Annotated in this window: 26 protein-coding genes; 14 read left to right on the plus strand and 12 right to left on the minus strand. The window is 45.8% G+C overall.

Features of this window, described 5'->3' with window-relative positions:
- The first annotated feature begins 29 nt into the window (after positions 1-29).
- Positions 30-1,397, plus strand: coding sequence for a phosphomannomutase/phosphoglucomutase (locus EZJ49_RS05625; protein ID WP_262555107.1), 1,368 nt, complete (start codon positions 30-32; stop codon positions 1,395-1,397).
- Positions 1,398-1,431: 34 nt separating this feature from the next.
- Here the strand turns inward: EZJ49_RS05625 and EZJ49_RS05630 are convergent, their stop codons facing one another.
- Positions 1,432-1,992: a hypothetical protein gene (locus EZJ49_RS05630; protein ID WP_262555109.1), complete on the minus strand. Its 561-nt coding sequence runs from the start codon at positions 1,990-1,992 to the stop codon at positions 1,432-1,434.
- Positions 1,993-2,027: 35 nt separating this feature from the next.
- Between EZJ49_RS05630 and EZJ49_RS05635 the strand changes: the two genes are divergently transcribed.
- Complete coding sequence (locus EZJ49_RS05635; RefSeq protein WP_262555111.1) at positions 2,028-2,948, plus strand: hypothetical protein; 921 nt, start codon at positions 2,028-2,030, stop codon at positions 2,946-2,948.
- A gap of 101 nt (positions 2,949-3,049) precedes the next feature.
- Here EZJ49_RS05635 and EZJ49_RS05640 read toward each other — a convergent pair whose 3' ends face one another.
- From EZJ49_RS05640 to dnaA, 10 genes are all read right to left on the minus strand, one after another.
- Positions 3,050-3,361 carry an ATP synthase F0 subunit C gene (locus EZJ49_RS05640; RefSeq protein WP_262555113.1) on the minus strand — a complete coding sequence of 104 codons (312 nt, stop codon included), beginning with the start codon at positions 3,359-3,361 and terminating at the stop codon, positions 3,050-3,052.
- A gap of 31 nt (positions 3,362-3,392) precedes the next feature.
- The gene (atpB, locus tag EZJ49_RS05645) at positions 3,393-4,082 is read right to left on the minus strand and encodes a F0F1 ATP synthase subunit A (protein ID WP_262555115.1); all 690 of its coding nucleotides are present in this window, start codon (positions 4,080-4,082) and stop codon (positions 3,393-3,395) included.
- Complete coding sequence (locus EZJ49_RS05650) at positions 4,072-4,431, minus strand: hypothetical protein (RefSeq protein ID WP_262555117.1); 360 nt, start codon at positions 4,429-4,431, stop codon at positions 4,072-4,074. The genes atpB and EZJ49_RS05650 overlap by 11 nt, the downstream gene beginning before the upstream one ends.
- Positions 4,428-4,664: an AtpZ/AtpI family protein gene (locus tag EZJ49_RS05655; protein WP_262555119.1), complete on the minus strand. Its 237-nt coding sequence runs from the start codon at positions 4,662-4,664 to the stop codon at positions 4,428-4,430. The genes EZJ49_RS05650 and EZJ49_RS05655 overlap by 4 nt, the downstream gene beginning before the upstream one ends.
- A complete protein-coding gene (locus EZJ49_RS05660) occupies positions 4,664-5,461 on the minus strand; it encodes a tetratricopeptide repeat protein (RefSeq protein WP_262555121.1) in 798 nt (265 codons plus the stop codon). The genes EZJ49_RS05655 and EZJ49_RS05660 overlap by 1 nt, the downstream gene beginning before the upstream one ends.
- 1 nt (position 5,462) lies before the next feature.
- The gene (gyrA, locus tag EZJ49_RS05665) at positions 5,463-7,943 is read right to left on the minus strand and encodes a DNA gyrase subunit A (protein ID WP_262555123.1); all 2,481 of its coding nucleotides are present in this window, start codon (positions 7,941-7,943) and stop codon (positions 5,463-5,465) included.
- Between the two features lie 21 nt (positions 7,944-7,964).
- Positions 7,965-10,385 (minus strand): DNA topoisomerase (ATP-hydrolyzing) subunit B, encoded by a 2,421-nt coding sequence (gyrB, locus tag EZJ49_RS05670; protein WP_262555124.1) that lies wholly within the window; start codon positions 10,383-10,385, stop codon positions 7,965-7,967.
- A 100-nt stretch (positions 10,386-10,485) separates the two neighbouring features.
- Positions 10,486-11,610, minus strand: a complete 1,125-nt coding sequence (gene recF, locus EZJ49_RS05675; protein ID WP_262555126.1) for a DNA replication/repair protein RecF — start codon at positions 11,608-11,610, stop codon at positions 10,486-10,488.
- Complete coding sequence (gene dnaN, locus EZJ49_RS05680) at positions 11,610-12,716, minus strand: DNA polymerase III subunit beta (protein ID WP_262555128.1); 1,107 nt, start codon at positions 12,714-12,716, stop codon at positions 11,610-11,612. Before dnaN ends, recF begins: the two co-directional genes overlap by 1 nt.
- Positions 12,717-12,947: 231 nt before the next feature.
- Positions 12,948-14,363, minus strand: a complete 1,416-nt coding sequence (gene dnaA, locus EZJ49_RS05685; protein WP_262555130.1) for a chromosomal replication initiator protein DnaA — start codon at positions 14,361-14,363, stop codon at positions 12,948-12,950.
- A gap of 183 nt (positions 14,364-14,546) precedes the next feature.
- Between dnaA and rpmH the strand changes: the two genes are divergently transcribed.
- From rpmH to rsmG, 8 genes are read left to right on the plus strand one after another with little or no spacing between them, the layout of a single operon-like run.
- The gene (gene rpmH, locus EZJ49_RS05690; RefSeq protein ID WP_262555132.1) at positions 14,547-14,696 is read left to right on the plus strand and encodes a 50S ribosomal protein L34; all 150 of its coding nucleotides are present in this window, start codon (positions 14,547-14,549) and stop codon (positions 14,694-14,696) included.
- The gene (gene rnpA, locus EZJ49_RS05695; RefSeq protein ID WP_262555134.1) at positions 14,686-15,045 is read left to right on the plus strand and encodes a ribonuclease P protein component; all 360 of its coding nucleotides are present in this window, start codon (positions 14,686-14,688) and stop codon (positions 15,043-15,045) included. The genes rpmH and rnpA overlap by 11 nt, the downstream gene beginning before the upstream one ends.
- Entirely contained in the window at positions 14,987-15,283 is a 297-nt protein-coding gene (yidD, locus tag EZJ49_RS16425; RefSeq protein WP_262555135.1) for a membrane protein insertion efficiency factor YidD, read from the plus strand. Before rnpA ends, yidD begins: the two co-directional genes overlap by 59 nt.
- Positions 15,267-16,886: a membrane protein insertase YidC gene (gene yidC / locus EZJ49_RS05705; RefSeq protein ID WP_262555136.1), complete on the plus strand. Its 1,620-nt coding sequence runs from the start codon at positions 15,267-15,269 to the stop codon at positions 16,884-16,886. Before yidD ends, yidC begins: the two co-directional genes overlap by 17 nt.
- Positions 16,887-16,934: 48 nt before the next feature.
- On the plus strand, positions 16,935-17,495 hold the full coding sequence (locus EZJ49_RS05710) for a protein jag (RefSeq protein WP_262555137.1): 561 nt from the start codon (positions 16,935-16,937) through the stop codon (positions 17,493-17,495).
- A gap of 18 nt (positions 17,496-17,513) precedes the next feature.
- Positions 17,514-18,944 carry a tRNA uridine-5-carboxymethylaminomethyl(34) synthesis GTPase MnmE gene (gene mnmE / locus EZJ49_RS05715; protein WP_262555138.1) on the plus strand — a complete coding sequence of 477 codons (1,431 nt, stop codon included), beginning with the start codon at positions 17,514-17,516 and terminating at the stop codon, positions 18,942-18,944.
- A gap of 2 nt (positions 18,945-18,946) precedes the next feature.
- Positions 18,947-20,875 (plus strand): tRNA uridine-5-carboxymethylaminomethyl(34) synthesis enzyme MnmG, encoded by a 1,929-nt coding sequence (gene mnmG, locus EZJ49_RS05720; RefSeq protein ID WP_262555140.1) that lies wholly within the window; start codon positions 18,947-18,949, stop codon positions 20,873-20,875.
- Positions 20,826-21,491 (plus strand): 16S rRNA (guanine(527)-N(7))-methyltransferase RsmG, encoded by a 666-nt coding sequence (gene rsmG / locus EZJ49_RS05725; RefSeq protein WP_262555141.1) that lies wholly within the window; start codon positions 20,826-20,828, stop codon positions 21,489-21,491. The genes mnmG and rsmG overlap by 50 nt, the downstream gene beginning before the upstream one ends.
- A gap of 21 nt (positions 21,492-21,512) precedes the next feature.
- Here the strand turns inward: rsmG and EZJ49_RS05730 are convergent, their stop codons facing one another.
- Positions 21,513-22,004, minus strand: a complete 492-nt coding sequence (locus tag EZJ49_RS05730; RefSeq protein WP_262555144.1) for a hypothetical protein — start codon at positions 22,002-22,004, stop codon at positions 21,513-21,515.
- Between the two features lie 127 nt (positions 22,005-22,131).
- On the opposite strand from EZJ49_RS05730, the gene EZJ49_RS05735 reads away from it, so the two are divergent.
- The 4 genes from EZJ49_RS05735 (at position 22,132) to EZJ49_RS05750 (ending at position 24,856) form a co-directional block, all read left to right on the plus strand.
- Positions 22,132-22,944, plus strand: a complete 813-nt coding sequence (locus tag EZJ49_RS05735; RefSeq protein ID WP_262555146.1) for a ParA family protein — start codon at positions 22,132-22,134, stop codon at positions 22,942-22,944.
- A 14-nt stretch (positions 22,945-22,958) separates the two neighbouring features.
- Positions 22,959-23,972, plus strand: coding sequence for a ParB/RepB/Spo0J family partition protein (locus tag EZJ49_RS05740; RefSeq protein WP_262555148.1), 1,014 nt, complete (start codon positions 22,959-22,961; stop codon positions 23,970-23,972).
- Positions 23,963-24,328 (plus strand): polymer-forming cytoskeletal protein, encoded by a 366-nt coding sequence (locus EZJ49_RS05745; RefSeq protein ID WP_262555149.1) that lies wholly within the window; start codon positions 23,963-23,965, stop codon positions 24,326-24,328. Before EZJ49_RS05740 ends, EZJ49_RS05745 begins: the two co-directional genes overlap by 10 nt.
- Positions 24,329-24,421: 93 nt before the next feature.
- Positions 24,422-24,856 carry an ATP synthase F0 subunit B gene (locus EZJ49_RS05750; RefSeq protein ID WP_262555151.1) on the plus strand — a complete coding sequence of 145 codons (435 nt, stop codon included), beginning with the start codon at positions 24,422-24,424 and terminating at the stop codon, positions 24,854-24,856.
- Positions 24,857-24,866: the final 10 nt, after the last annotated feature.

The following is a 24,866-nucleotide window of genomic DNA, read 5'->3' on the forward strand; positions in this document are numbered from 1 at the left end:
CTAAGTCCTTGAAATAATTGAGGTGATATATGTTTCAACCTGTGATTTTTAGAGAATACGACATTCGTGGTGTCTATAACGGACAGTTTGACGATAACTTCGCATACCTTCTGGGTCGCGCTTATGTCGTTTACATGAAACAAAATAAAAATATCGACAACCCAACAGTGGCTCTGGGTTGCGATGCCCGTGAAAGCTCTCCTGCCATCATCAAGAACCTTGCAAAAGGTTTGATGGATTCCGGCGCCAAAGTGATTCACTTGGGTCTGGTGACAACCCCTGTTTGCTACTTCGCCACTTTTGAACTGAAAGTGGACGGCGCTGTTCAGGTGACCGGCTCCCACAATCCGCCGGAATACAACGGTTTTAAAATTTCCGTGGGTAAAGGCACCATCTTTGGCGCAGAAATCCAAAAACTTCTGCATATCATTCAAAAAGGTGAATACATTGACGGGAAAGGTTCTGAAGAATCCTTCGACATCAAGCCAATGTACTATGCTCGCTACGCCAAAGAGTTTGGCACTATCAAAGACACAAAAGTTGTTTTGGATTGTGGAAACGGAGCTGGTGGATCAGTGGTGAAAGGTCTTTTCAACGCTGTTGGTTTGAATCCGACTATTTTGTTTGAACAACCCGACGGAACTTTCCCTAATCACCATCCAGATCCAACTGTTGAAGAAAATCTGGTCGATCTGAAAGCTCAGGTTCTTAAAGAAGGCGCTGTGGCAGGTATCGGATTTGATGGCGACGCCGATCGTATCGGTGTTGTGGATCACACGGGCCGTATGGTTTACGGTGACGAATTGATGGTGGTTATTTCCCGTGCGATTTTGGCCGAACAAAAAGGGGCTAAGATCATCGGCGATGTGAAGTGCTCTGATCGTCTGTACCACGATGTTGCCAAACACGGTGGTCAGCCAATCATGTGGAAAACCGGACACTCTTTGGTGAAAGAAAAAATCAAAGTGGAAAAAGCGCCCTTCGGCGGCGAAATGTCAGGCCACGTGTTCTTCGCAGATCGCAATTACGGCTATGATGATGCTCCTTACGCAGCTTTGCGTTTGGTGGAAATCCTGGCGAAAACCGGCAAAACCATTCCACAACTTCTGGAGGGTTTGCCACCGTCTTTCAACACACCGGAAATCCGTATCGATACGACAGAAGAGAAAAAAGTTTTGATCGTACAAAAGATGATCGAAGCCTTCCCGAACACTCCAGATGCGGACTACAAGGTGGATTTCACTGATGGCATTCGTCTGAGCTTCGCGGATGGCTGGGCACTGTGCCGCTCTTCCAATACCCAGCCTGTGGTGGTGGTTCGTTATGAATCCTCCTCTCAGGAGGGGCTGGATAAGATCCGCGGCCGGGTCGAAGCCGTCGTAAATAAGTATCTTTAAAACTGAAAAAGCCGGGAGAACAAACCCGGCTTTTTTATTTCTTCGCGATCTTCTTGCGCACGACTTTCTTTTTAGAAACCTTCCTGGCGGTTTTCTTCTTCTTTCGGGATTTTTCCTGAGGCCATATTCCCACTCGAGGGTCCGAAGTTTTTGCCAGACGCAGAATCAGTTCCATACGTTCTTCCCAGCCTTCATAGGTAAAGGGCAGATAGAGCCACTTGGGAAGCACAGGATGATTCACCAGAAAGGGGAATTGTTTTAATAACGACTCATGATGAATTCTGTCGGTCGCAATCAAGACCCCATTCCAAATTTCGAATTCATACTTTTTACCCCGATAGGAATAATCGCCGGGATTTTCAGACAGCAAGAACTTCAGTTGTCCCTGATAATACAACGCCAATCCACCGAACATGGACTTGATAATGGCATCGGATCTTTCCTCAAAGAATTCATAAATCCAGCGGTTTTCAAAGTGCTTCATAAACCATAAATACCAAGGCCTTAATAGCGGCTCAAGGCGGAAAAAGGCCTCTGTCAAAGTATTAGACACCACAGAGACGCCCTCTGAAATCTGGAGGTTCTGAAGTGTCACGGCGTTTGCACTTCTTTTCCCCCAGAGGTGCGACTATGAAATTGATCCGACTGGGCGCTGCTGTTCTTTCTTTGCTGTTCACTGCTTCCGTGACCTTGGCGGACTGTCTTGACTGCACCACTGTGGATTTCGACAAGCAGATCCAACTGCACCTGCTCACACCAATGCTGAACATGAATCTGCAACAAAAGATCACCTATCTTCAATCGCAGGGAATTGACGTCTTTCGTGTAGAAGATACAGAAAAGCTGCCAGTGACAGTTCCGTACCTGCCGTACGCCACAGAAGATATAATTCCTAAAAAATTCCTGAAAGTATTTTCTGAAGGCGCCATCGGTCTTTATATGACCGAGTCCAACTATGCCTATGGGGTTAAGAATCCCACCATTCTTTTAATTGAAAGCACGGACGACTGGACCGTGATCCATGAATATGCCCACTATCTTTTTGACCGGGCTCGCATGATGACCGACAACACCCGGGAATCCCTGCACCTGATGCACACCGAGGACGCCCAGGAGGATTTCTTTGAGGCCAAAGAGATCTATCGCAACTGGGGTCAGTATCGTGACGACGACCACAAACGTAGAACCATTCAAAGTTTTGTGTTGTATGCAAAGATGCAGTTGTTCTTTGAACGCTCAGCCAGTTTGGAGGAAACCACGATCGAAAAGCTTCTGCGTAAATATCATGTCACTCACAAGCCACATGGATTTGGTCACAAAGATATTGAAAGAAGCGATAGATACGTCTTTAGCACTTCCCAGAAAGCACAAGAATCCTTGCGCCTTATTTTAGAAGACTGTGTGGATCTGGCAAAGACTCTAAATGCTCAGGATAAGGATCTGCTGAAAGAGCTTTCTGTCGTGTGCAGCCAAGCAGACCTATTAAAGAAGGATGCCGTAAGGGTTTACGAAAGCACAGGCCTTAAGAAGCCACTGGAAGAATCGAACTAGATTGATTCACGTTCAGAAAGTAAAAAACCCACAACCGATGAGAGTTGTGGGTTTCTAAAAGCTGTTTAACCAGCCTTTTTGATCAGATGATCAAGCCTGAATTATTTCAAGCCCAAAGCGATGATCAATGCGTAGATAACTAGGGATTCGATAAGAGCTAGACCCAAGATCATTGGGATCAAAAGCTTACCAGAAGCCGCTGGGTTACGAGCGATACCTTCCAAAGCTGTGGAAGCTGTTTTACCTTGAGCCATAGCGCCCGCGAAAACAGACAAAGAGATAGCGATAGCTGCTGCGATAGCTACAAGACCGCGGTCAGCGTTAGCAACAACAGTTTCAGTTACTACTGCAGTTTCTTGAGCGAAAGCAGAAGAAGCAAGCAAAGTGATAGCTGCGATGATCATTTTTTTCATGTGAACTCCTTATGGTTTAAAATTTTGCCTTTTAGTGATCGTGTGCAATCGCGAATGCCACATAGACCATTGAAAGCAAAGTAAATACAAAAGCCTGAACAAAACAAACGAACAATCCCATGATGTAGAATGGAATTGGCACACCGATTGGTACCAAATCCAGGAACACGGAAAGAACCGTGTGGTCACCCATCATAACGTTCGCAAGACGAAGACCCAAAGAGAACGGACGAACAACGTGAGACACGATTTCGATCACGAACATCAATGGCGCCAGGAAAATAACCGGACCCATGAAGTGTTTAAGATAAGCCACCGGGCCGTTTTCTTTCACACCTTGGAAGTTATAGAACAAGAACATCAACACACCAAAACCGAAAGTGGTGTTCATGTTTTCTGTCGCAGGAGTCATACCTGGAATCATACCGATCAAGTTATTGAACAGGATGAAGAAGAAAACTGAAGCAAAGAACGGAATGTAGTGCTTGCCGTGTTCACCGATAACCATCTCAGCCAGGCCGGAGGTCATCTCTGTCAGAAGTTCAAAGATCCCGCGAAGAGAGAACTTGCTTGCAGGCATAACAGCTGTTTCACCTTTACCCAGTGAAGCTCTCGCCATCAAACCAATTCCAAATGCAGCAACAGTGGCAATACCTAGAGTCGCAACGTGTGCGTACTCGTGACCTACTCCAGGAGCTAGTTGTGTCCAGTTAAATGACATTTTCTTCTTTTCCTTCTCTTAAGGCTTCTTTCATCGCGTATGCGAGTGCTGAAAGAATAAAACTTGCTACACCGAAGGCGAACCAAAGGGTGTCAAACCACGGTAGCTTCACAAGCTTAAAGATAATAATCCCTAAAATCGCGTACTTAAATACAATGATCCCGATAGCTAGGGCAACCAATTTCTTACTGAAGATCAATACCCATGCAATTCCCGCCAGAAAGAAGCTTAGGAAAATGACCAAGCTGCCGGAAATGAAGGAATAGCTGTGTTGTGGCGCAGCAAAAAGCCCTAAAAGGATGCCTCCAAGAAGGACTACTAGGGCTTGAATGGTGAGTACAAATTTCATGGCGTTCCGGGTGGTTTCTTGGATTCTGATTCTTTCTCATCTTGTTTCTGCATTCTTTGCAGCAACCAGACAACTCTCCATAACCAGCCCACCAAACAGGCCAGGCTTAATCCGGCAAAGATAAGACCCTTGGTTTGATATTTCTGATCAAGATACTGGCCAAGGTAAAAACATCCCAGAATCAAACCGACAAGCTCAAAGCCAATGGATGCAAAGATTATATACTTTTTCATTACTTCCTAAAGCCTTTCGCGCCGGGCGCATTACGCATGCGTTCCTGAAGACGTTTGATCCGCAGTTCAATGTATTCCGGAGGATTGTACTTCCCACGGTGTTCTTCCAAAACTGCAATGGCACTTTTAAAATCAAAATTTTCCTCGTAGCAAACCGCCAGCGTCAGGGCGACGTTTTCCTGCACGGCCTTATCCGGATAATGATCAATCAGATCCTTAAAAATCACGGCCGCGTTTTTAAAGTCCTTTTTCGCAACCAGAATATTCCCTTTCAGCATCATCGCGCTGAAACGGATATTATCGTCACTTTTTAATTTTAACAGAGAATCAATTTCCGATTCTGCCTGAAAGAAGTTGTTCAGATAATACTGAGCACGGGCAATGTTCATTTTATACTGGGCCGCCTCCAGATCCGTATGGGGCATCTGTTGCAGCTTGCTGAATTCAATGATCGAAGCCTGATAATCCTGAAGATTGTTGAAATAAATCGAGGCAATTTGCCGCTGGGATTCCAGTCGCTCTTTTTCGTCCGTCGAATTCAGAACAATGTAGTGATGGTAGGCGATGGCTTTTTTAAAGTCTTTGATTTCAAAAAAAGAAAGTCGGGCCGCTTCGCGCGCGGCTTCCAACGGATATTTGCTGGAAGCGTTTCTTTTGATGACTTGATCCAAATATCCCAGGGCAATTCTGAAATGACCCTGGGATATGGATTTTTGTGCTTGTTTAAAGTCCGCCTCTTCCTGAGAAGAGCAGGCTGACAGAGCCAAAACTAGGGCAACCAGCAAGGCTCTGATCATTTTAGTGAGTGACTCCCTCTGGAGCTGTTTCTTCAGCCGCAGAATCGTCCTCTGCCACAACAGCCACACCAGTCACGGTCTCTTCCTTCTCATCAATATTGATCAGGCGGACACCTTGAGTGTTACGACCCAGAACAGAGATGTCCGTCACTTTCATACGGATAACCTGTCCTTTGTCTGTGGAAAGAATAAGCTCCATGTTGTCGGCCACTTTCTTCGTACCGATAACAACACCGACTTTGTCTGTGGTTTTCTGAGTGATAATGCCCACACCACCTCTGGACTGGATGCGGTATTCCGCCACTTCAGAGCGCTTACCGTAACCTTTGGAAGTCACCATCAGGATAGTGTCTTTGGTGTTCTTTTCTAGAACCTCCATTGCCACAACCACGTCATCTTTTGCCAGTGTGATTGCTTTCACACCGCGAGCCGTACGACCCATACCACGCACATCTGCTTCATTGAAGCGGATGGACATGCCCTCTTTGGTAGCGATGAAAATATCGCTTTGGCCGTCAGAAATTTTCACGTCGATAATGGTGTCATCCAAGTCTGTCGTCAGTGCAATCACACCGGCTGTTCTTGGGTTGGAGAACGCATCCAAAGATGTTTTCTTAATCACACCTTTTTCAGTCAACATCACAACATATTTGCTTTCGCTGAATTCATTCACCGGCAGGATCGCGCGAACACTTTCACCATTGGAAAGCTGAACCACGTTAGCCAAAGATTTCCCTTTGGATGTTCTTGTGCCTAATGGCAGACGGTGAACCTTGCACCAGTAAACCTTACCTTTGTCAGTGAAGACCAGAAGCATGGTTTTCGTGCTGGCAGAGAAGATGTCCGTAACGTAGTCCTCTTCCTTGGTCTCCATGCCTTTCAGGCCTTTACCGCCACGTTTTTGCACGCGGTATTCTTCGACCGGGATACGCTTGATCAGGCCTGTGTTGGTCACAGTCACAACCATTTGTTCATCGGCAATCAGGTCTTCATCTTCCAGATCACTCAGGTCACCGGTAATTTGAGTGCGGCGAGGATCGGCATAACGTTTTTTCAGGTCTTCCAATTCGCCCACGATGATTTTGTAAATCTCGCGAACGTCAGCAAGAACGAACTTCAACCAGTCGATTTGTTTCATCAACTCAGCCAGTTCCGCAATAATTTTATCGCGTTCCAAACCTGTCAGACGTTGCAAGCGCATTTCCAGAATCGCAACAGCCTGTCGTTCAGAGAAATCGAATTTTTCCATCAGGGCTTCACGAGCCGTGTTGGCCTCTTTGGAGGCACGGATGGTTTTGATCACCTCTTCAATGTGATCCAGAGCTTTTTTCAAACCTTCCAGAATATGGGCACGTTCCTGCGCTTTTTTAAGTTCAAAGATACAGCGTTTCGTAACGACGTCACGACGATGATCCACAAACGCTTCCAGCATGCCTTTCAAATCGAAAGTCACCGGCTGGTTTTTCGCATCCAGAGCCAGCATGATGATACCGAAGCTCGTCTGCATCTGAGTGTATTTGTAAAGTCTGTTCAGAATCACGCTGGCGTTTTCACCGCGTTTCAAAACAACCACGATACGCATACCTTCTCTGGAAGATTCGTCACGGATGTCAGAGATGCCTTCGATCTGTTTATCACGGACCAAATCCGCCATGCTTTCAATCAGCTTGGCTTTATTCACTTGATAAGGAATTTCAGTGATGATGATCTCTTCACGGTCTTTCACTTGAACGATTTCAGCCACAGCCTTGATGGTCACGATACCACGGCCTTTTTTATAAGCCTGCAAGATGCCTTCACGGCCTGCGATCACACCGCTGGTTGGGAAATCCGGCCCTTTGATGTGTTGCATGAGATCTTCAATCTGACAGTCGGGATGACCAATAAGATGAATACATCCGTCAATCACTTCGCCCAGATTATGCGGAGGAATATTCGTCGCCATACCCACCGCGATACCCGCTGAACCATTTACCAGCAAATTTGGAAACTTGGATGGAAGAACTGTCGGAATCAACAAAGAGTCGTCGTAGTTTGGACCATAGGAAACGGTTTCTTTTTCAAGATCGTTCAGAAGTTCTTCTGCCAAAGCCGTCAGACGGATCTCTGTATAACGCATGGCTGCCGGGCTATCGCCGTCGATGGAACCGAAATTCCCCTGACCATCTTCAAGCGGGTAGCGCAGAGAGAAATCCTGGGCCATACGAACCATGGTATCGTAAACAGAAGCATCACCATGCGGGTGATATTTACCGATCACATCACCCACCACACGGGCAGACTTCAGGTAAGGTCTGTTGTGGCGGTTATTCATTTCACTTTGTGCAAACAATACGCGGCGGTGAACCGGTTTCAAACCATCGCGCACATCGGGAAGAGCACGACCCACGATAACGGACATGGAATACTGAAGGTAAGCTCCGCGCATTTCCTTGCTGATATCGACGAGCGTGACGCCCTTTTCCTGTTGATTATTTTCCATAAAATTAAATCCTGTCTAAAATTAAACGTCCAAACTGCGAGCCAGAAGAGCATTGTCGTGGATAAACTGACGACGAGGCTCCACCATTTCGCCCATCAAGATTGAGAATGTTTCATCTGCGGCAACAGCGTCGTCGATGGTCACTTTCAATAGAGTTCTGTTGTCCTTGTTCAGTGTGGTTTCCCACAACTGTTCCGGATTCATCTCTCCCAATCCTTTATAGCGCTGGATGTAGATACCCTTCTTCGTTGATTCCATCACGTGAGAATAGAAGTCGTTGTAGCTTTCAAACTGAACTTCATCTTCACCCTCAAGAATGGTCAATGGCAGCGGGCTGATGGTTTGAATCTCGGCCCAGATTTTTCTTAGTTCGATAATTTCAGAAGAGCGCAGGCTGTCGGTGCTGAACTTTGTACTCATGCGGTCGGCATAACGAACAGTGTAGATGTCAGCATAAATTTTGCCAGTTTCAGCCTCTGTTTTAACTTCGCCTTTGTATTCAGTGATACCCAACGTCTGGTCAGAATTAATCCAAACACCGAGGTCTGCAAGAACCTGTTCCATTTTTTTGGAATCACTGAACGTGCTTTCAAAGTCAGAAACCTTGCTAAGCAGGAAGTACAAAACATCCTTGTCGTATTTCTTGGACGAAACACGCAGAAGATCATTGAAGCGCTGAATATTCAGAATCAACTGGCGAAGATCTTTTTCCGGCAGGGATTCCTTGCCTTTGATTTTAAAGTTACCCAAGCCCGAACTTAGAAGGTATTCAGTCAAAGCCGCTTCATTTTTCAGATAAGTTTCTTCCTTGCCTTTTTTCGCACGATATAAAGGCGGCTGGGCGATATACACATAGCCGCGCTCAAGCACCAATGGCATCTGGCGATAGAAGAACGTCAAAAGAAGAGTCATGATATGAGAACCATCGACGTCGGCATCAGTCATGATGATGATTTTGTGATAGCGGATTTTATCCACGTTCACATTATCTTTGCCGATACCTGTTCCCAATGCAGAGATGATGACTTTGATTTCTTCAGAGGAAATGATTTTATCAAAACGTGCTTTTTCAACGTTCAGGATTTTACCTTTCAAAGGCAAGATCGCTTGAGTGCGACGATCACGGCCTTGCTTCGCAGAACCACCTGCGGAGTCCCCTTCCACCAGGTACAGTTCACACAGAGCCGGATCACGTTCCTGACAGTCCGCCATTTTCCCAGGAAGAGAGCCGCCATCCAGAACTGTCTTACGACGAGTCAGATCGCGGGCTTTTCTGGCAGCCTCGCGGGCGCGGGCGGACTCCACACATTTGCCGATGATATTTTTTGCCACAGACGGATTTCTATCCATCCAGTCCGCCAGCTTTTCATTCACCATCGTTTCGACAATACCTTTTACTTCGGCATTACCAAGTTTGGTTTTTGTCTGACCTTCAAACTGCGGTTCGCGAACTTTAACGGAAATAACCGCCGCCAAACCCTCACGAATGTCTTCACCCTCAAGATTGGCTTTTAGATCTTTCAAAAGATTTTTTTCAGTCGCATACGCATTTGTCGTACGAGTCAAAGCAGCACGGAAACCGACAAGGTGAGTACCACCTTCATGTGTGTTGATGTTGTTGCAATAAGTGAAGATGGATTCAGAATAGGAATCATTCCACTGCATCGCGATTTCCACATCGACGTTGTCTTTTTCGCCTTTGAAGTAAACCACTTCGTTGTGCAGGGATTTTTTGGACTGATTCATGTATTTTACAAATTCAGCCACACCCTCGGAATACTGGAAGTCCTGTTTTTTGCCGTTACGTTCATCCGTCAAAGAAATATGAAGACCCGCATTCAAGAATGCAAGTTCACGGAAACGGTTGGCAAGAGTGGTGAAGTCATAAATCAAAGTTTCATCTTTGAAGATTGTGCGATCCGGTTTGAAAGTCACTTTCGTGCCGGTTTTAGTTGTTGCTTCACCCTGAGCAACAGGAGCTAGAATTTTTCCGCGCTCATAGTTTTGTCTCCAGAAATAACCGTCACGCTGAACTTCAACGGACACACGATCAGAAAGCGCATTCACAACAGAGGCACCAACCCCGTGCAAACCACCGGAAACTTTATAACCACCGCCGTCGAATTTACCGCCGGCGTGAAGAACAGTCATCACTAGTTCAAGAGCGGATTTACCAGTTTGTGTCTGAGTTGCCACAGGAATACCACGACCATCATCTTCGACAGTGATGGATTCATCGGCGTTGATGGAAACACTGATTTTTTTACAGTAACCAGCCAAGTGCTCATCTACCGAGTTATCCACAATTTCGTACACAAGGTGATGGTAACCTTTGAAAGCGGTATCCCCGATATACATACCGGGACGCTTACGAACTGCTTCGAGACCTTCAAGAACCTGAATTGAATCGGCCGAATAGGATTTTTGTTCTTCTACTGACACTGGAACCCCTCATTGCTTTGCATACCCCTCGACTCTGTGAAAATTCACTCTCGAAGGTGTCGCGTTCATCATTCGCTTCCGGTTGAGAAACCGAAAGGAGCTACTCAAGAATGTGGCCATCCTTGATGCGCACAACGGAAAGCTGATCGAGGCTGAAAGAATCGGGCAAAGTGAAATCCGTGGTTGTTACAAAAATCTGCGTATTGATCTCGTGTAAGAACGTAATCAGTGCATCTCTTTTGGCTTTATCCAGCTCGGAAAGTACGTCGTCCAACATCAGCACAGGATAGGTCCCGTGAGCCTTCCTATGATACACAATTTGGGCCATTTTGAAAGACAATATGATGGCTCTCTGCTGCCCCTGGCTACAGAAAAATCGTGAGTCTTTTTGCCCATATAGGAACACAATGTCGTGCTTATGTGGGCCTACCAAACTTGTTCCACTAGAGAGCTCCGCATCATGCAGTTCACGAAGACGTTTTATCAGTGCATTTTCGACTTCATCTCGGGAAAAGTTCACGGCGTTTTGATCGGAAACAAGGTATTCCACGGAGATATCCACAGTAGAATTCCCGGAAATGTATTGCATGGCATTATTAAACTCTTTAGAAAGACCAGCCAGGGCTGTGATGCGGGCATGGGTCAAATCGGTCGCTAAACGCACAAATTGGGGCTCCAGGGACTCCAAAAGGCCTTCGGTGACCGTTCGGTCCTGTAAGCCCTCTAAAAAGTTCTTAAGGATCTTGTTGCGCGTTTTCAGTGCTTTTCGGTAATCGGCAATCAAACTCACATTTCGGCGGTCGAAAGTGACCAGCAGCTCATCCACCAGTTCGCGGCGGTGATCGGCCCCTTCTTTGATCGAAGCCAGACTTTCAGGACTGAACACCACACTGGCAAAAATTTTGCGAATGTCCGCCGAGTTCACGCGCTTTTCATTCAACGTCAGAACCTTGCGACTTTTCGACAGGCCCATCTTGAGTTTGTAGTGAAGATCATTTTGACTGATCAGTGCCTGAATAACCGATTCGCTGTACTGGGAATTGATCAGAGTGGAATTGTCAGAGTAGCGGAAGGAATCCCCTTGAGAGATCATGTACATCGCTTCAAGGAGATTTGTTTTTCCCTGTCCATTTTCCCCGAGGAAGACATTTACCCGAGGAGAGAAGGACAAGACCACGTCCCGATAATTTCGGAAATTAACCAGACGCAGTCGTTCGAAAATCATTAGATTCTCATCGGCATCACAACACAGGTGTAAGTCTGATCGTTGTGCGGTCTCATCAAACCTGGAGACAAGTGATCGTTCAATTCAAAATCAATCTTGTCATGGTTCATGCTGGTCAGGATGTCCGTGATGTACTTGGCATTGAAACCGATTTTGATTTCATTGCCTGCGTAATCCACTTCGATTTCCTCTTTCGCATCACCCAGCTCTGGATTGTTGGAGGAAATTTCCATACGGCCGTTGGAAAGATTCAAAAGAACCGCTTTGGATTTTTGATTCGCCAACAAAGACACGCGCTTTAGTGAAGTCAGGAAAGCATCGCGGTTGATCATCACTTTTTGCGGAAGCTTCTGTGGAATAAACTGTTGATAATTCGGGTACTTTCCTTCGATCAAACGAATCATCAGAATTGTTGATGAATGTTTCAATACGAATTGGGATCCTTCCACAGCTATTTCCACAGTGCCTTCAATGCTCTCAAGAATTTTCTTAATTTCATGAAGACCTTTGCGTGGAATGATCACACCTTGAGTCGCATTCACTTTGATTTCTGAGGAAGGTTTATTCACCAGGCTCATACGGTGACCGTCAGTGGCAACCATCTTAAATCCGGATTGAGGATTCAATTCGAAGAAGACACCGTTCAGGTGATAACGGGTTTCGTCAGTGGAAACGGAGTAGATTGTTTTATCAATCATCTCTTTCAGCACTTGTGCATCAATCTTGATGAAGGCCTGAGAGTTGTAAGTCGGGAAGATCGGATATTCTTCGGCAGAGATACCCACAATCTTGGATGTGTATTTCCCTTGCTTGATTTCCAACCAGTTGTTTTCTTTTTTGATCAGAGTGATCGGACCTTCAGAAAGTTCTTTGGCAATGTCGAATAAACTTTTCGCACTGACAGCCACTTTACCTGGTTGATAAACTTGAACTTTAATTTGATCTGTCAGGCTGACTTCCAAATCTGTGGCAAAAACCTTCAAAGTGTTTTGGTCTGCTTCCAGCAAAACATTAATCAAGATTGGCATGGTGTTGCGTTTCTCAACAATGTTCTGAGTTTTACCGATAAGGCTTAATAGATCTCTCTTATCAATTTCTAATTTCATAAGACCCTCTTTAAAGACCCTCTTATTATCTAATTCTATATATATAAATATCTAGTAGTAGTAGTAGGGGCGTGGAAAACCTAACAAATCCTCTAAGTCCATGTAAACACTAAAAAACATTTGTGGATAAAGACTCTGTACAACTTTGCAGTTTTTGAGTCTTTTTTGGGGGTAACTCAGATCCACATTTTAAGCCCCAAACTCTTCCACAACTCTTTCCACAGTCCACATTCACACCCCTGTGATATTGTGGATACGCTGTTCTAAATCTTCGATATCCTTGGCAATATCCTGGTCCGCAGCTTGTAGATTCTTGACCCGTTCTAGCGCATTCATCACAGTTGTGTGATCTTTGCCGCCGAATGACTTACCGATATCCACCAAAGATTTATCCAGGAACTTCTTAATCAGATACATCGCGATTTGACGTGGAACGACAATCGGCTTGGCTCTGGTGGAGGATTTTAGATCCAAAACGCGCACTTTAAAATGGTCAGCGACCAGCTTCATGATCTCTTCCACAGAAATCGTGGATTGAGTTTCGTGATGTGAAAGAATGCGCTTCACCAGCTCGTAATCAATCGGCAGGCCCTGAAGCTCAGAGAACATCTTCACCTTCTTCAGATTGCCTTCCAGCTCACGGATGGATCTTTTGGATATTCTGGCTATGTAGTTCACGACGTCTTCAGGAAGGCGCACATTGAACTTTTCAGCCTTGTAGCGAAGGATCGCAATACGTGTTTCCAGATCTGGCATCGTGATGTCCGCGATCAAACCACGTTCCAAACGGGTGCGACTGCGGTCTTCCAGGCCGTGGATATCTTTCGGCATACGGTCGCTGGCTAGAATGACCTGCTTGCGACTGTCGATAAAGCTGTTCACGGTGTGGAAGAATTCTTCCTGCACGGCCTCACCACGCGCAATAAACTGCACGTCATCCACTAGCAGGATGTCTGAATTTTCGCGGTATTTTTGGCGGAACTTATCCATCTCATGGCGGCGGATGGCTGAAATACATTCATTCATAAAGCGTTCAGCCGAGATATATGTAATCCTAAGTTGCTGATATTGCTCGCGAATATGATTTCCAGCAGCATGCAGTAAGTGGGTCTTACCCATTCCTACCGGTCCATATATATAGAGAGGGTTGTAATCGTCAGCCCCTGGGTTCCTTGCCACATTAAAGCAGGCGGCATGAGCAAACTCAGAATTTTTCCCCACGACGAAGGTAGAGAATGTGAGATCTGAATTCAGGCTATCCGTACTAGACCTTTGTTGAGTAGGCTGGATATTCTGAGCACGCGCCAGTTGAGCCTGGAGGATCTCAGATCCACTTAAAAGCTCTTCTGGGGTGGAGGACGTCTCAATATGAGAATTTATTTTGTTCCCCGTAATACTGAACTCAACCTCAAAGGGCTTACCGTAAGTATCTGAAATCTCTGTATAAATTTTATCCTGAAGGTTCTCGATCACGAAGTACTGATGAAGGGCGTTAGGCACTCCTAGGACCAGACGTGGGCGTTCAGTAGGGCCCGTGGTGCTCACGTACTCAATAGGATCCAGCCAGGTATCCAACAACTTATTATTGTCGTTCCTGCTTTTCATCTTGGTTTTGATAAGTGTCCAAAAAGACGAGTTTAATTCCACGTGATTCCCCTCAAGTACCGGGTCCTCTTAACAAGGGGAGCTGAAGTTTTCAACAGTTGACCTTCTTGCCGCATTGTGCTTTATTAATGCCCCACGTATCTAGTTGTAACCAACTTTGTGGAATACATATATAGGTGTCATTGACGTCAGTTAGCGTCGTAAAAAAACCCTGGGGAGATAGTAATGAAACGTACATACCAACCATCCAATAAACGTCGTAAAACCACACACGGTTTCCGCGCTCGTATGGCTACTAAATCTGGTCAAGAAGTTCTTAATCGTCGTCGCGCTAAAGGTAGAAAGCGTTTGACGGTTTCTACTGGTGGAAAATAACTCTCCACAAGTTATTAAACGAAGTTCTGAGTTTCTCTCTCTAAAACAAAACGGGAAAAGACACTGGCCTACAAAGTGGTTGCTTCTGAATTATCAGAAGAACCAAGTGGGTCAGTTGCGTTTTGGCGTAACTGCAAGTCGCAAAACCGGCTCGGCAGTTGTGCGCAATAAGTTGAAACGCTGGACGAGAGAGTATTTCAGAAGCTTCCTTGTGGCGGGACATCCCCTTGAAGCTGACATCAATCTCATTTTTAAACCAATGGATGCAAACTTTTACAAAGGCCTCAGTCATGAGGAATTTGTTAAAGCTTTGGACCGGGGTTTGGAAACTCTACGAAAACACCTCTAAGTATATCTTGTGGTTGTTGATTGGAGCTTACCGAACTCTGGGGACCACTCATTTAGGTGGTTCATGTCGTTTCGAGCCCAGTTGTTCTGCCTATGCCCTTGAAGCAATAAAGACTCATCATACACACAGTGCTCTGTGGTTAATCACCAAAAGAGTGTGCAAGTGCCGACCGGGGGGACCTTATGGGTACGATCCGGTGCCGCCTGCAAAGGGAGTAATCCATGCAACAAAAGAATAATCCATCGTTCTTCGATCCGAAAACCCTTCTTGCTGTTGCCGCTGTGGCAATTGCTTATTACGGCTGGAATACTTATCTGGCTAAAAAATATCCGGACTATAACAAACCCAAAACTCAAACCGAACAAACTGTTGCCGCCACATCCGTTGCAACTTCCACTGAATCCGCTGCAGCCTCTGCAAACACTGTTGATACAAAATCTGAAATTGTTTCCGCTCCAGCCACCTCTAAAGAATTCCATTTTGAAAATGATAAAGTTTCTTTCGTTGTGACCAGTTTCGGGATGGGTTTGAAAAACTACACCATCAACAACTATCAGGATAAAGAAAAGAACAACATCAAGCTGGGTGTTTCCCAGGCTGATGGTTTGTTTGAGATGCGTTGGGTAGGGGAAACAAAGCCTCTGCACTTTGACCTGACTGAACAGGCTCCGGGCCACTATATTGGAACAGCTCAGGTTGGTGAAACAGTTGTTAAAAGAGAAATGAAGTTCAATACAGAAACTTCATCCTTCATAAATACAATCTCTGTGACCAATGCGACGGAAGACCTGAAAAAAGGCTTCTCTTTGTTGATTCCAGAGACGATTCACACTCATGCCTCCACATCCTTCCTATTCCCGTCTTATGAGCATCAGGATTTCTTTGTTACTCATAGCGCGGGTAAGCATGAAACTGTGAATTTCAGTAATGCGAAAGAAAATGTGGCCAAGGATTTCACAGGCACCTCAATGGTTTCTGTGAGCTCTCAGTATTTTGCGGCTGCTATCCTGGATAAGTCTGACGTGATTCCAGAGGTTAAGCTGAATGCTCAGATAAATAATAAATCCGCTTTGGCGGAGTTGGTTTACAAGCCTGCGCAGATCAAGTCTGAAATGACTTTCTCTGAGATTTTCTATGCGGGTCCTAAATCCATCGACGCGTTAAAAGCGGTTGATCCAGAAATGGCCAGCCTGATTGATTTTGGTTTCTTCGGCTTCATTGCTCGTCCTCTTCTTTATGTGATGAAAGCGTTCCATAGCATGGTTGGAAACTGGGGTTTTGCGATCATTCTTTTGACCTTGCTGGTTCGTTTGTGTGTGTTGCCGTTTAATATCATGTCCTTCAAGTCCATGAAGGCGATGCAGAAAGTTCAGCCCATCATTCAGGGTCTTCGTGAAAAGTACAAAGAAGATCCAATGCGTTTGAACCAGGAAATGATGGCCGTTATGAAGCAAAACGGCGCAAACCCTTTGGGTGGTTGTCTTCCGATGGTTTTGCAGATTCCGGTATTCTTCGCTTTGTATCGCGTGATCGGTTCTTCCATTGAGCTTTATAATTCCCCGTTTATTTTCTGGATCACGGATTTGAGCTCTCACGACAAATTCTATGTGCTACCGGTTTCCATGGCGGTCTTTATGTTTGTTCAGCAAAAACTGACCCCAAGCACGATGGACCCTACACAGGCAAAAATCATGGCGTTCCTGCCGGTGGTGTTCTCTTTGTTCATGTTGCAACTTCCAAGTGGTCTGACTCTTTATATGGTGATCAGCACATTGTTCGGTATCATCCAGCAGTATCTGATTATGAGAGAGCCGAAAACAGCGGCCGTGGCTAAGGCGTAATTAGCCGGATTTGATTTTAGTTTTTATTATTTATATATAGGAGGCAAAATGGGTTTTTTTAGTAAGCTTTTCGGGGGGAAAAGCAAAAGTGCTAATAGCGAAGTAGAAGCACTCGTTGAAAAAACGCTTGAAGGAATCATCGAGAAGGCTCAGTTTGAACTTTCTTTCGAAGTTTCCACAGAGAAAGACGACGACGGTTCCACGACATTGGCTATTCAGTTTTCTGGAGCTGATGAAGAGATTCTGAAAGACAAAAAAGGACAGATGTTGGATGCATTCCAATTGTTCCTTAAGCGTGTGATTCAGCACAATTTCCCTGAAGATAAAACAAATATCACAGTGGACTGCGGTGGTTACCGTGACGAATCTGCAAATGCTTTGATTGAGCGTGCAGAAAACCTGAAAGCTATCTGCATCGAGCAGGGAAAATCTGTTTATTACAGAGCTTTGCCGCCGAAAGACAGAAAAGTTGTTCACCAATACCTTGCTAAAGATCCGCGCGTAAAAAGCCGTTCTTTGGGTGATGGTCTGTATAAAAAAATCAAAATCTATCCTGCAAAAGGCGGTAACGCCGGCAATGCGGGTACTGAGGAAGTGGCTCACGACTAGTGAGCCCGGGTGGGGCCTATGATCCGCGGAGATCGTGATAAGGATACAATTTGTGCGATCTCCACTCCTCACGGGGTGGGCGGTATCTCTGTTATCAGAGTCAGTGGCCCTCAAACTCTTTCGATTGTTTCCAAGATCTGCACTTTTTTGCCTGAACATCCTGAATCTCATAAAGTTTACTTTGGTAATCTGAAGAACACTCAGACGGGTGATGAGATTGACGAGGTTTTGGCCACCTACTTCAAACAAGGCCGTTCTTTCACCGGAGAGGAAGTCATCGAGATTTCCTGTCATGGAAGCCCGCTGATTTGTCAGAGTATCTTGAATCAACTTGTGCAATTAGGGGCTCGTCCGGCGGACCGTGGGGAATTCACTTTCCGAGCTTTTATGAACGGAAAACTGGATTTGGTTCAGGCGGAATCCGTTTTGTCTTTAATTGAATCACAAAGTCAGCGGGCTGCAAAATTGGCACTTCGTCAGCTGAAGGGGTCTTTGTCTCATAAGCTTGAGGAAGTGGAAGATGATATGACCTGGATTTTGGCCCACGCCGAAGCCAGCATTGATTTTTCCACGGAAGGCATTGAGGTTGTTGAAGACAACGTCGTGCAGGTGCGCTTACGCAAGGTTGAGGCTGTTTTGAAAGAGCTTGTTGCGACCTTTAAAGTAGGCCGTCTGTTAAAGGATGGTTTCCGTGTTGTTTTAACCGGCCTTCCGAATGTTGGTAAATCCAGCTTGCTAAACCTGTTTTTGGAAGATGAAAGAGCCATCGTGACGGACATCCCGGGGACAACCCGTGACGTGATTCACGGAGATACAAGCTTCCAGGGCGTAAAATTCACTTTCGTGGATACAGCCGGGCTGCGTGACCAGGCAACAGATTTGGTTGAACGAATCGGTATTCAAAAAAGCTACGAGGCTCAAAACGAGTCCGATGTGGTGTTCTTTGTTTTCGATATCGAAAAGGGTCTTGGCGGCGAAGAGCTTCAGATTCTGGAGTCCTTGGAGCCCCAAAAAACTTATATTCTGGCCAATAAAACCGATAAAATTGGGGGCTCTAAACCCCTTGAAACTGTCGAAAAAGCTCTTAAAAACAGTAAATTTTTCCAAAAAATTGGCGACACTCAGGCTTTCTTCACAAGAAGGGTGTTCTTTGTCAGCGCTCTTGATAAAAAGGTGCGTTCCGAAGTGCTTCAAAGCCTGGTGAAGGAGTTCGCCGACTTGCAGGTGGAAAACACAGTGTTGATTTCCAATGCCCGTCATTACGAAAATCTTTATCGTGCCTTGGAGAATACGCAACGGTCACAATCGGTTGTGGATCAGGGCATGGGCGCAGAGTTTTTGGCTCTTGAGCTTAAAGAAGCTCTCATTGCGATCCACGAAACTTTAGGGAAGCGGTTTGATGATCAGATCATGGACCGTGTCTTTAAAGAGTTTTGTATCGGGAAATAAATATGGCTAATAAAAAGTATGATGTGATTGTTGTCGGTGCCGGCCATGCGGGTATCGAAGCTTGTTTGTCGTCGGCACGTTTGGGTTTAAACACCCTGATGGTCACAACGAACACGGATCGCATCGGTTATATGAGCTGCAATCCTTCCATTGGTGGTCTTGCTAAGGGGCATATGGTTCGTGAGATCGATGTGCTCGGCGGACAGATGGGTGTTGCAGCTGATGAAACCTGCATCCAGTACAAACGCTTAAATGCTTCTAAAGGTCCCGCAGTTCGCGGCACCCGTGTTCAGAACGACAAGCATCTTTATTCCGAGTTTCAAAAAAACGCTCTATTCAATCAACCCAATCTGGAAGTTCTGCAAGGGGAAGTAAAACGTCTGATTCTTGAAAAAGATCTGTGCGTGGGTGTGGTTCTTCAAGATGGTTCCGAGATTTTCGCTAAAGCCACGATCATCACCACGGGAACATTTATGAATGGTGTAATGCACATCGGTCTTCGCCAGGAGGCGGGTGGCCGTGTGGGGGATCAGCCTTCTATCGGTTTATCAGATCAGTTGGCGCAGTTTGGGTTTGAGGTGAAGCGTTTGAAAACCGGAACTCCGGCGCGCTTGCTGAAAGATTCCATCGACTGGTCAAAGACGACTCCTCAAGGCGGGGATGAAAAGGTTTATCCTTTTAGTTATAAGTCTTCCGATAAATTAAAACTTCCGCAGGTGCTTTGTTATCTGACTCGCACGACGGAAAAGACTCACGAAATTATCCGCGGCAACCTGGATAAATCCCCTATGTACTGTGGGATTATCGAAGGCGTGGGACCTCGTTATTGTCCGTCCATCGAAGATAAGATCACTCGCTTTGCTGAAAGAACCAGCCACCAGACATTCCTGGAGCCCGAAGGGCTTTCCACGGATTTGATTTATCTTCAGGGGATTTCAACAAGTCTTCCCGAAGAAGTTCAGGATCAATTTTTAAAAACAATCCCAGGTCTTGAGAACGTCAAAGTCGCGCGTTACGGATATGCCGTCGAGTACGACTATATTGAGCCGACTCAGATTTGGCATCGCCTGGAAACCAGAACCATTCGTCAGTTATTCCTGGCAGGGCAGATCAACGGAACTTCCGGTTATGAAGAAGCTGCTGCGCAGGGTTTGATTGCAGGTATCAATGCGGCTCACAGTATTCTGGGTCGTGAAGAGTTCATTCTGGGTCGTGATCAGGCTTACATGGGCGTGATGATTGACGACCTTGTGACGAAGGGAACACGTGAGCCCTATCGTATGTTCACTTCGCGAGCAGAACACCGTTTGGTTTTGCGAGAAGACAATACTATCGACAGGTTAAGCGATATCGGGATGAAGCTGGGTCTTGTCTCTGCCGAATCTTTTGAGCTTTTAAGCACTTTGCGTGAACGCCGTCAGACTTTGCATGATCGTCTTCGCAATACGGTGGTTTATCCAACTAAAGACATCCAGCAAATTCTTGCAACAATTCCGACTCCAGCTATGACAAAGTCTCTGACTTTCGAGGAGTTACTGCGTCGTCCCGAACTTACGAGTTCACACCTTGAACTGCTGAACTTCGAACTGGATCCGGACCCGAATGTGGTGGAGCCGGTCGAAATCGAGGTTAAGTATTCCGGCTATGTAAAAAGACAGATGGACCTGATCGTTCAGTCAAAAAGAATGGAAGAAATGCTTCTTCCAGATGGCTTGGCGTACGGTGAAATCCGCGGTCTTTCTAATGAAGAGAAGGATAAGCTGCAACGCGTTAAGCCACGGACCTTAGGTCAAGCTCAGCGGATAAGTGGTGTCAATCCTTCGGCCATTCAGGCTATAATGATCCATCTAAAAGGTCATAAAAAGATCAAGGAGTTGGATCTTGAAGGACAACAAGGAACAGGAAGCGCCGATAATCCACTGGCGCATTGATGAATGGTTTCCCGATCTAAGTCCAGAGCTTCGAGCTAGACTAAAGACTTACCACGAAGAGCTGATTAAATTTAATCGTACGGTGAACCTAATTTCGCCGAAGACGCTTTTTGTGGCCGATGCTCTTCATTTTGCCGACTCTATTCTTGCCTCTCAGGTCATTTATAAAGCCAATTCTAAGATCGATAAGATCTTCGATCTTGGTAGTGGAAATGGCTTTCCGGGGTTGATCTTTGCGCTGTTGTTCCCTCAGGTTCAGGTGGTTTTGATAGATTCGGACCTTAAGAAGGTTGAGTTCTTAAAGCATATTGTTTCTCTGTTGAAAGTTACCAACTGCACGGTCGAGCATAAAACAATCGAGTCTATGCCGGATAATTCCATGCACTACGTAATGGCTCGCGGGCTTAATACTATTTCCAAGGCTATTTTAATTGCCCGCAAGGTTGTTCCCAAGGGCGGGGCGTTCTATCATCTGAAGAGCGAGGAATGGGGTATTGAGGTGGGGGAGATCCCGACTCAGCTTTGTTCCATCTGGGCGCCGTCACTGGTGGGGGAATATAAGCTTCCTGTGGGTGCGGTAAAGTTCTCTGTGGTAAAAACAGACAAGATCGCGTGAATGTTCCACGTGGAACATCCCTTAATGACCCCCGGCTGCTGGTTCGGGGGTTTTTTCTTGCCCTAAACCGGCCTCTTTAATTCTTTCCTTCGCATCCCAGGTTCTTTTTGCACCTCTTAGGCGTTTTTCGGTCTGATAGGAGTCCCACTCCTGCGGGTCGGGCCAAGTTTCACCCTTTTTGAATGCTTTGGAATAGGATTTCTTGGCTTCGCGCTTGCGAGCTTCGATCTTCAGCTCAAGATACTGCTTTTCTTGCTCCAGGCGAGTGATTCTTTCTTTCGACTCGCGCACGCGCTTTTGGGCGTACTTTATTTGTCCAGTCTGAGGAACAACGTCAGATAATTCCTTTTCAAAGCCTTCCAGGTTCTTTCTCTCGGCTTCTAGAAGTTGATTTGCTTCGGCGGCGCTGGCGTGAAGATCATTGTAAACTGGATCCTTCAACTCGGGGTTGGGATCGGGCTTGTTGCAGGCAACGAGGCTTAAACTGAGGATGATCAGACAAATAATTCGCATAAAAACACGTGTTCCACGTGGAACATCGGAAAAATCACACAAAAACATAAGGTGTGCCGCGAAAAACTAGTCTTTATTCTTGAATGTTCATGCAATTCGAGCGACTTTTTCTACTCAAGGAGGAAAAATGGCAAAAACAATCTGCATAGCTAATCAAAAGGGTGGTGTTGGTAAGACAACGACGTCTGTAAACCTCTCCTCCGCTCTAGCTTCTCTTGGAAAAAGAGTTCTTTTGATCGATATGGATCCTCAAGGGAATGCCTCCAGTGGTTTGGGTATCAAAAGATACGAAAGCCAGGATGCGAATAGCTACCATGTGCTTATCGGTGAGAAAACGCTAACAGAGGCTACTCAAAAAACTTCCAATCCAAACCTTCAAGTATCCACGGCTAATCCTGATCTGGTGGGCGCAGAGATTGAATTGGTTGATATGCCGCAGCGTGAATACCGTCTTAAACAGGCGATTGCCACCGTGGCTGATCAATATGACTTTGTGATCATCGATTGCCCTCCATCTTTGGGTCTTTTGACTTTAAACTCCCTGAATGCGGCGGACAGTTTCCTTGTGCCTCTTCAGTGTGAGTACTATGCACTTGAAGGACTTAGTCAGCTTTTGAATACGGCGGGACTAATCAAAAAGAATTTGAATCCTCAATTGCATATCGAGGGCATCGTTCTGACGATGTTTGATATTCGAAATAATCTGAGTCACCAAGTTGTGACCGAGATTAAGAACCACTTTGGCGAGAAAGTATTCAACGCCATCATTCCAAGAAATGTACGCCTCAGTGAGGCACCAAGCCATGGTCAATCCATCTTCGAATACGACAGCAAATCCATCGGCGCAACCAGATACCTGGAGCTAGCTCGTGAAGTGATCGCCCGTTCAGAGGTGAAAGCAACGCCAGAAACAGCTCCACACGCAGAACAGATGGCATAAGAGGGGAATTATAAATGTCTGATATTGCTGTTGAATCCTCAAACAATAAGAAAAAGGGCCTAGGCCGTGGTCTAGGTTCATTGCTGGGTGCTCCAGCGCCGACAGAAACGCCGGCGGCAAAAGCTCCAGCGACACCTATTAATAATGTTAACTCCGCGCCAGCTCCTGCACCAGCAGTTGCGCCTCAGGCAGTAGCAACACCCGTTGCCCCTCCCGTAGATCCTGAGAGCAAAATCTGGAAGGTTGCTATCGATAAACTGTCACCAGGCCAATATCAGCCTCGTAAACAGTTTGATAAAGAACCGCTGCAAGAGCTGGCTCAGTCTATTAAAGAGAACGGAATTTTGCAGCCGATTGTGGCGCGCAGAACCGCTTCAGGAAAATTGGAAATCGTAGCAGGTGAGCGTCGCTGGAGAGCATCGCAGCTGGCGGGCCTGCATGAAGTTCCGGTTATCCTGAAGAATTACGATGACAAACAGGCGTTGGAACTTGCGATTGTTGAGAACATCCAGCGTGAAGATTTGAATCCGATTGAAGAGGCGGAAGGTTATTCCCGTCTGATTTCTGAATTCAAATTGTCTCAACAGCAGGTGGCTGAAAAAGTGGGTCGTGATCGTGCGACTGTAGCCAATGCGGTTCGCCTTCTTTCTTTGCCTGAGCAGGTGAAGGAGATGATCTCTGGAAATGAACTTTCTGTGGGTCACGCCAAAGTTCTTCTTTCTTTGCAAGATCCGAAGAAACAGATCGAATTTGCGAAAAAAGTTTTGAACGAGAAAATCGCAGTTCGTAAGCTGGAAAAAATGGTGCAGGCGGTCGTGAAAGGTCACGATGAAGTTGAAGAGGCGCCAAGTTTTGATTCTAATGTAACTCAGCGTTTGATTTCTGGTTTGAGCGAAGAGCTTCAGAAAATGCTGGGAACAAAAGTGAATATTGATTATGCCAACTCAAAGGGTAAAATCAGTATTCATTTCTATTCCGATGATGAACTTACTAATTTGGTAGATAGGCTTAAAGAAGGATGGCAGTAGGACTTTCCCCCGCACTTCAAGAAGATCTTCTTTCTGGTCATGTGACAGCGATCCTTGACCAGGGGACGCATTTCGAAGGAAAGCTCAGCTTCGAAGGAACCGTACAAATTGGCGGGGACTTTAAGGGGGAAATCTTTACCAAGGACACCATCGTGATCAATGAGGGGGCTTCTGTGACCGCCCAAATTGAGGCCGATACCATCGTTATTTCCGGCCGGGTGGAGGGAAATCTCTTTGCTCGCCGCAGGGTTATCATGCACCCTCCCGCTATATTCAAAGGCACCGTAACATCTCCAAGTCTGCGCATTGATGAAGGGGTTGTTTTTGAAGGGGCTTCATACATGCCTAAGTCTTAGGCAGCCAATATTATCAATTAGAAATTCGCCTTGACCTGTTCTGACCCCAATGCTAATCCCGAAGGTCAAAAAATCAGTAGGGATTTCAACCAAATGGACATTTTTGGACAACTAGGTATCAATACCACGGCAGTCATTCAGTTTGTGCTCTTTGCAATCGCCTTGATCTTCTTGAGCAAGGTTGTTTTCGCTCCTTATGCTCACGCATTGGAAGAAAGAGAAAGAAGAACCAAAGGTGGGGAAGACCTTGCCCTGGAATACCAGAACAAATCCATCGAACTGCAGACAGAATACGAAGCAAAAGTACGTGATCTGAATGCACAGATGAAATCCATCATTGATGCTGCAAAAACTCAGGCGAACAAAGATTACGAATCTTTGGTTTCCAAAGCGCGTACTGAATCTGAATCCTTGGTTCAAACAAACAGAACCAAAATCACTTCAGCAGTTTCCACAGCAGCAGCGGACTTGAAGTCGCAAACTAATGCTGTGGCAATGGCAATCACTAGCAAGCTTCTTGGTAAATAAGAGAGACACA

The sequence above is a fragment of the Bdellovibrio bacteriovorus genome, assembly GCF_025558485.1.
Taxonomy (GTDB): domain Bacteria; phylum Bdellovibrionota; class Bdellovibrionia; order Bdellovibrionales; family Bdellovibrionaceae; genus Bdellovibrio; species Bdellovibrio bacteriovorus_G.

Bases quoted from the DNA above. Each gene is read 5' to 3' on its own strand.
- EZJ49_RS05625 (WP_262555107.1), top strand. From the start codon at position 30: ATGTTTCAACCTGTGATTTTTAGAGAATACGACATTCGTGGTGTCTAT.
- EZJ49_RS05635 (WP_262555111.1), top strand. From the start codon at position 2,028: ATGAAATTGATCCGACTGGGCGCTGCTGTTCTTTCTTTGCTGTTCACT.
- EZJ49_RS05640 (WP_262555113.1), bottom strand. From the start codon at position 3,361: ATGAAAAAAATGATCATCGCAGCTATCACTTTGCTTGCTTCTTCTGCT.
- atpB (WP_262555115.1), bottom strand. From the start codon at position 4,082: ATGTCATTTAACTGGACACAACTAGCTCCTGGAGTAGGTCACGAGTAC.
- EZJ49_RS05650 (WP_262555117.1), bottom strand. From the start codon at position 4,431: ATGAAATTTGTACTCACCATTCAAGCCCTAGTAGTCCTTCTTGGAGGC.
- EZJ49_RS05655 (WP_262555119.1), bottom strand. From the start codon at position 4,664: ATGAAAAAGTATATAATCTTTGCATCCATTGGCTTTGAGCTTGTCGGT.
- EZJ49_RS05660 (WP_262555121.1), bottom strand. From the start codon at position 5,461: ATGATCAGAGCCTTGCTGGTTGCCCTAGTTTTGGCTCTGTCAGCCTGC.
- gyrA (WP_262555123.1), bottom strand. From the start codon at position 7,943: ATGGAAAATAATCAACAGGAAAAGGGCGTCACGCTCGTCGATATCAGC.
- recF (WP_262555126.1), bottom strand. From the start codon at position 11,610: ATGATTTTCGAACGACTGCGTCTGGTTAATTTCCGAAATTATCGGGAC.
- dnaN (WP_262555128.1), bottom strand. From the start codon at position 12,716: ATGAAATTAGAAATTGATAAGAGAGATCTATTAAGCCTTATCGGTAAA.
- rpmH (WP_262555132.1), top strand. From the start codon at position 14,547: ATGAAACGTACATACCAACCATCCAATAAACGTCGTAAAACCACACAC.
- yidD (WP_262555135.1), top strand. From the start codon at position 14,987: ATGAGGAATTTGTTAAAGCTTTGGACCGGGGTTTGGAAACTCTACGAA.
- yidC (WP_262555136.1), top strand. From the start codon at position 15,267: ATGCAACAAAAGAATAATCCATCGTTCTTCGATCCGAAAACCCTTCTT.
- EZJ49_RS05710 (WP_262555137.1), top strand. From the start codon at position 16,935: ATGGGTTTTTTTAGTAAGCTTTTCGGGGGGAAAAGCAAAAGTGCTAAT.
- mnmE (WP_262555138.1), top strand. From the start codon at position 17,514: ATGATCCGCGGAGATCGTGATAAGGATACAATTTGTGCGATCTCCACT.
- mnmG (WP_262555140.1), top strand. From the start codon at position 18,947: ATGGCTAATAAAAAGTATGATGTGATTGTTGTCGGTGCCGGCCATGCG.
- EZJ49_RS05730 (WP_262555144.1), bottom strand. From the start codon at position 22,004: ATGCGAATTATTTGTCTGATCATCCTCAGTTTAAGCCTCGTTGCCTGC.
- EZJ49_RS05735 (WP_262555146.1), top strand. From the start codon at position 22,132: ATGGCAAAAACAATCTGCATAGCTAATCAAAAGGGTGGTGTTGGTAAG.
- EZJ49_RS05740 (WP_262555148.1), top strand. From the start codon at position 22,959: ATGTCTGATATTGCTGTTGAATCCTCAAACAATAAGAAAAAGGGCCTA.
- EZJ49_RS05745 (WP_262555149.1), top strand. From the start codon at position 23,963: ATGGCAGTAGGACTTTCCCCCGCACTTCAAGAAGATCTTCTTTCTGGT.
- EZJ49_RS05750 (WP_262555151.1), top strand. From the start codon at position 24,422: ATGGACATTTTTGGACAACTAGGTATCAATACCACGGCAGTCATTCAG.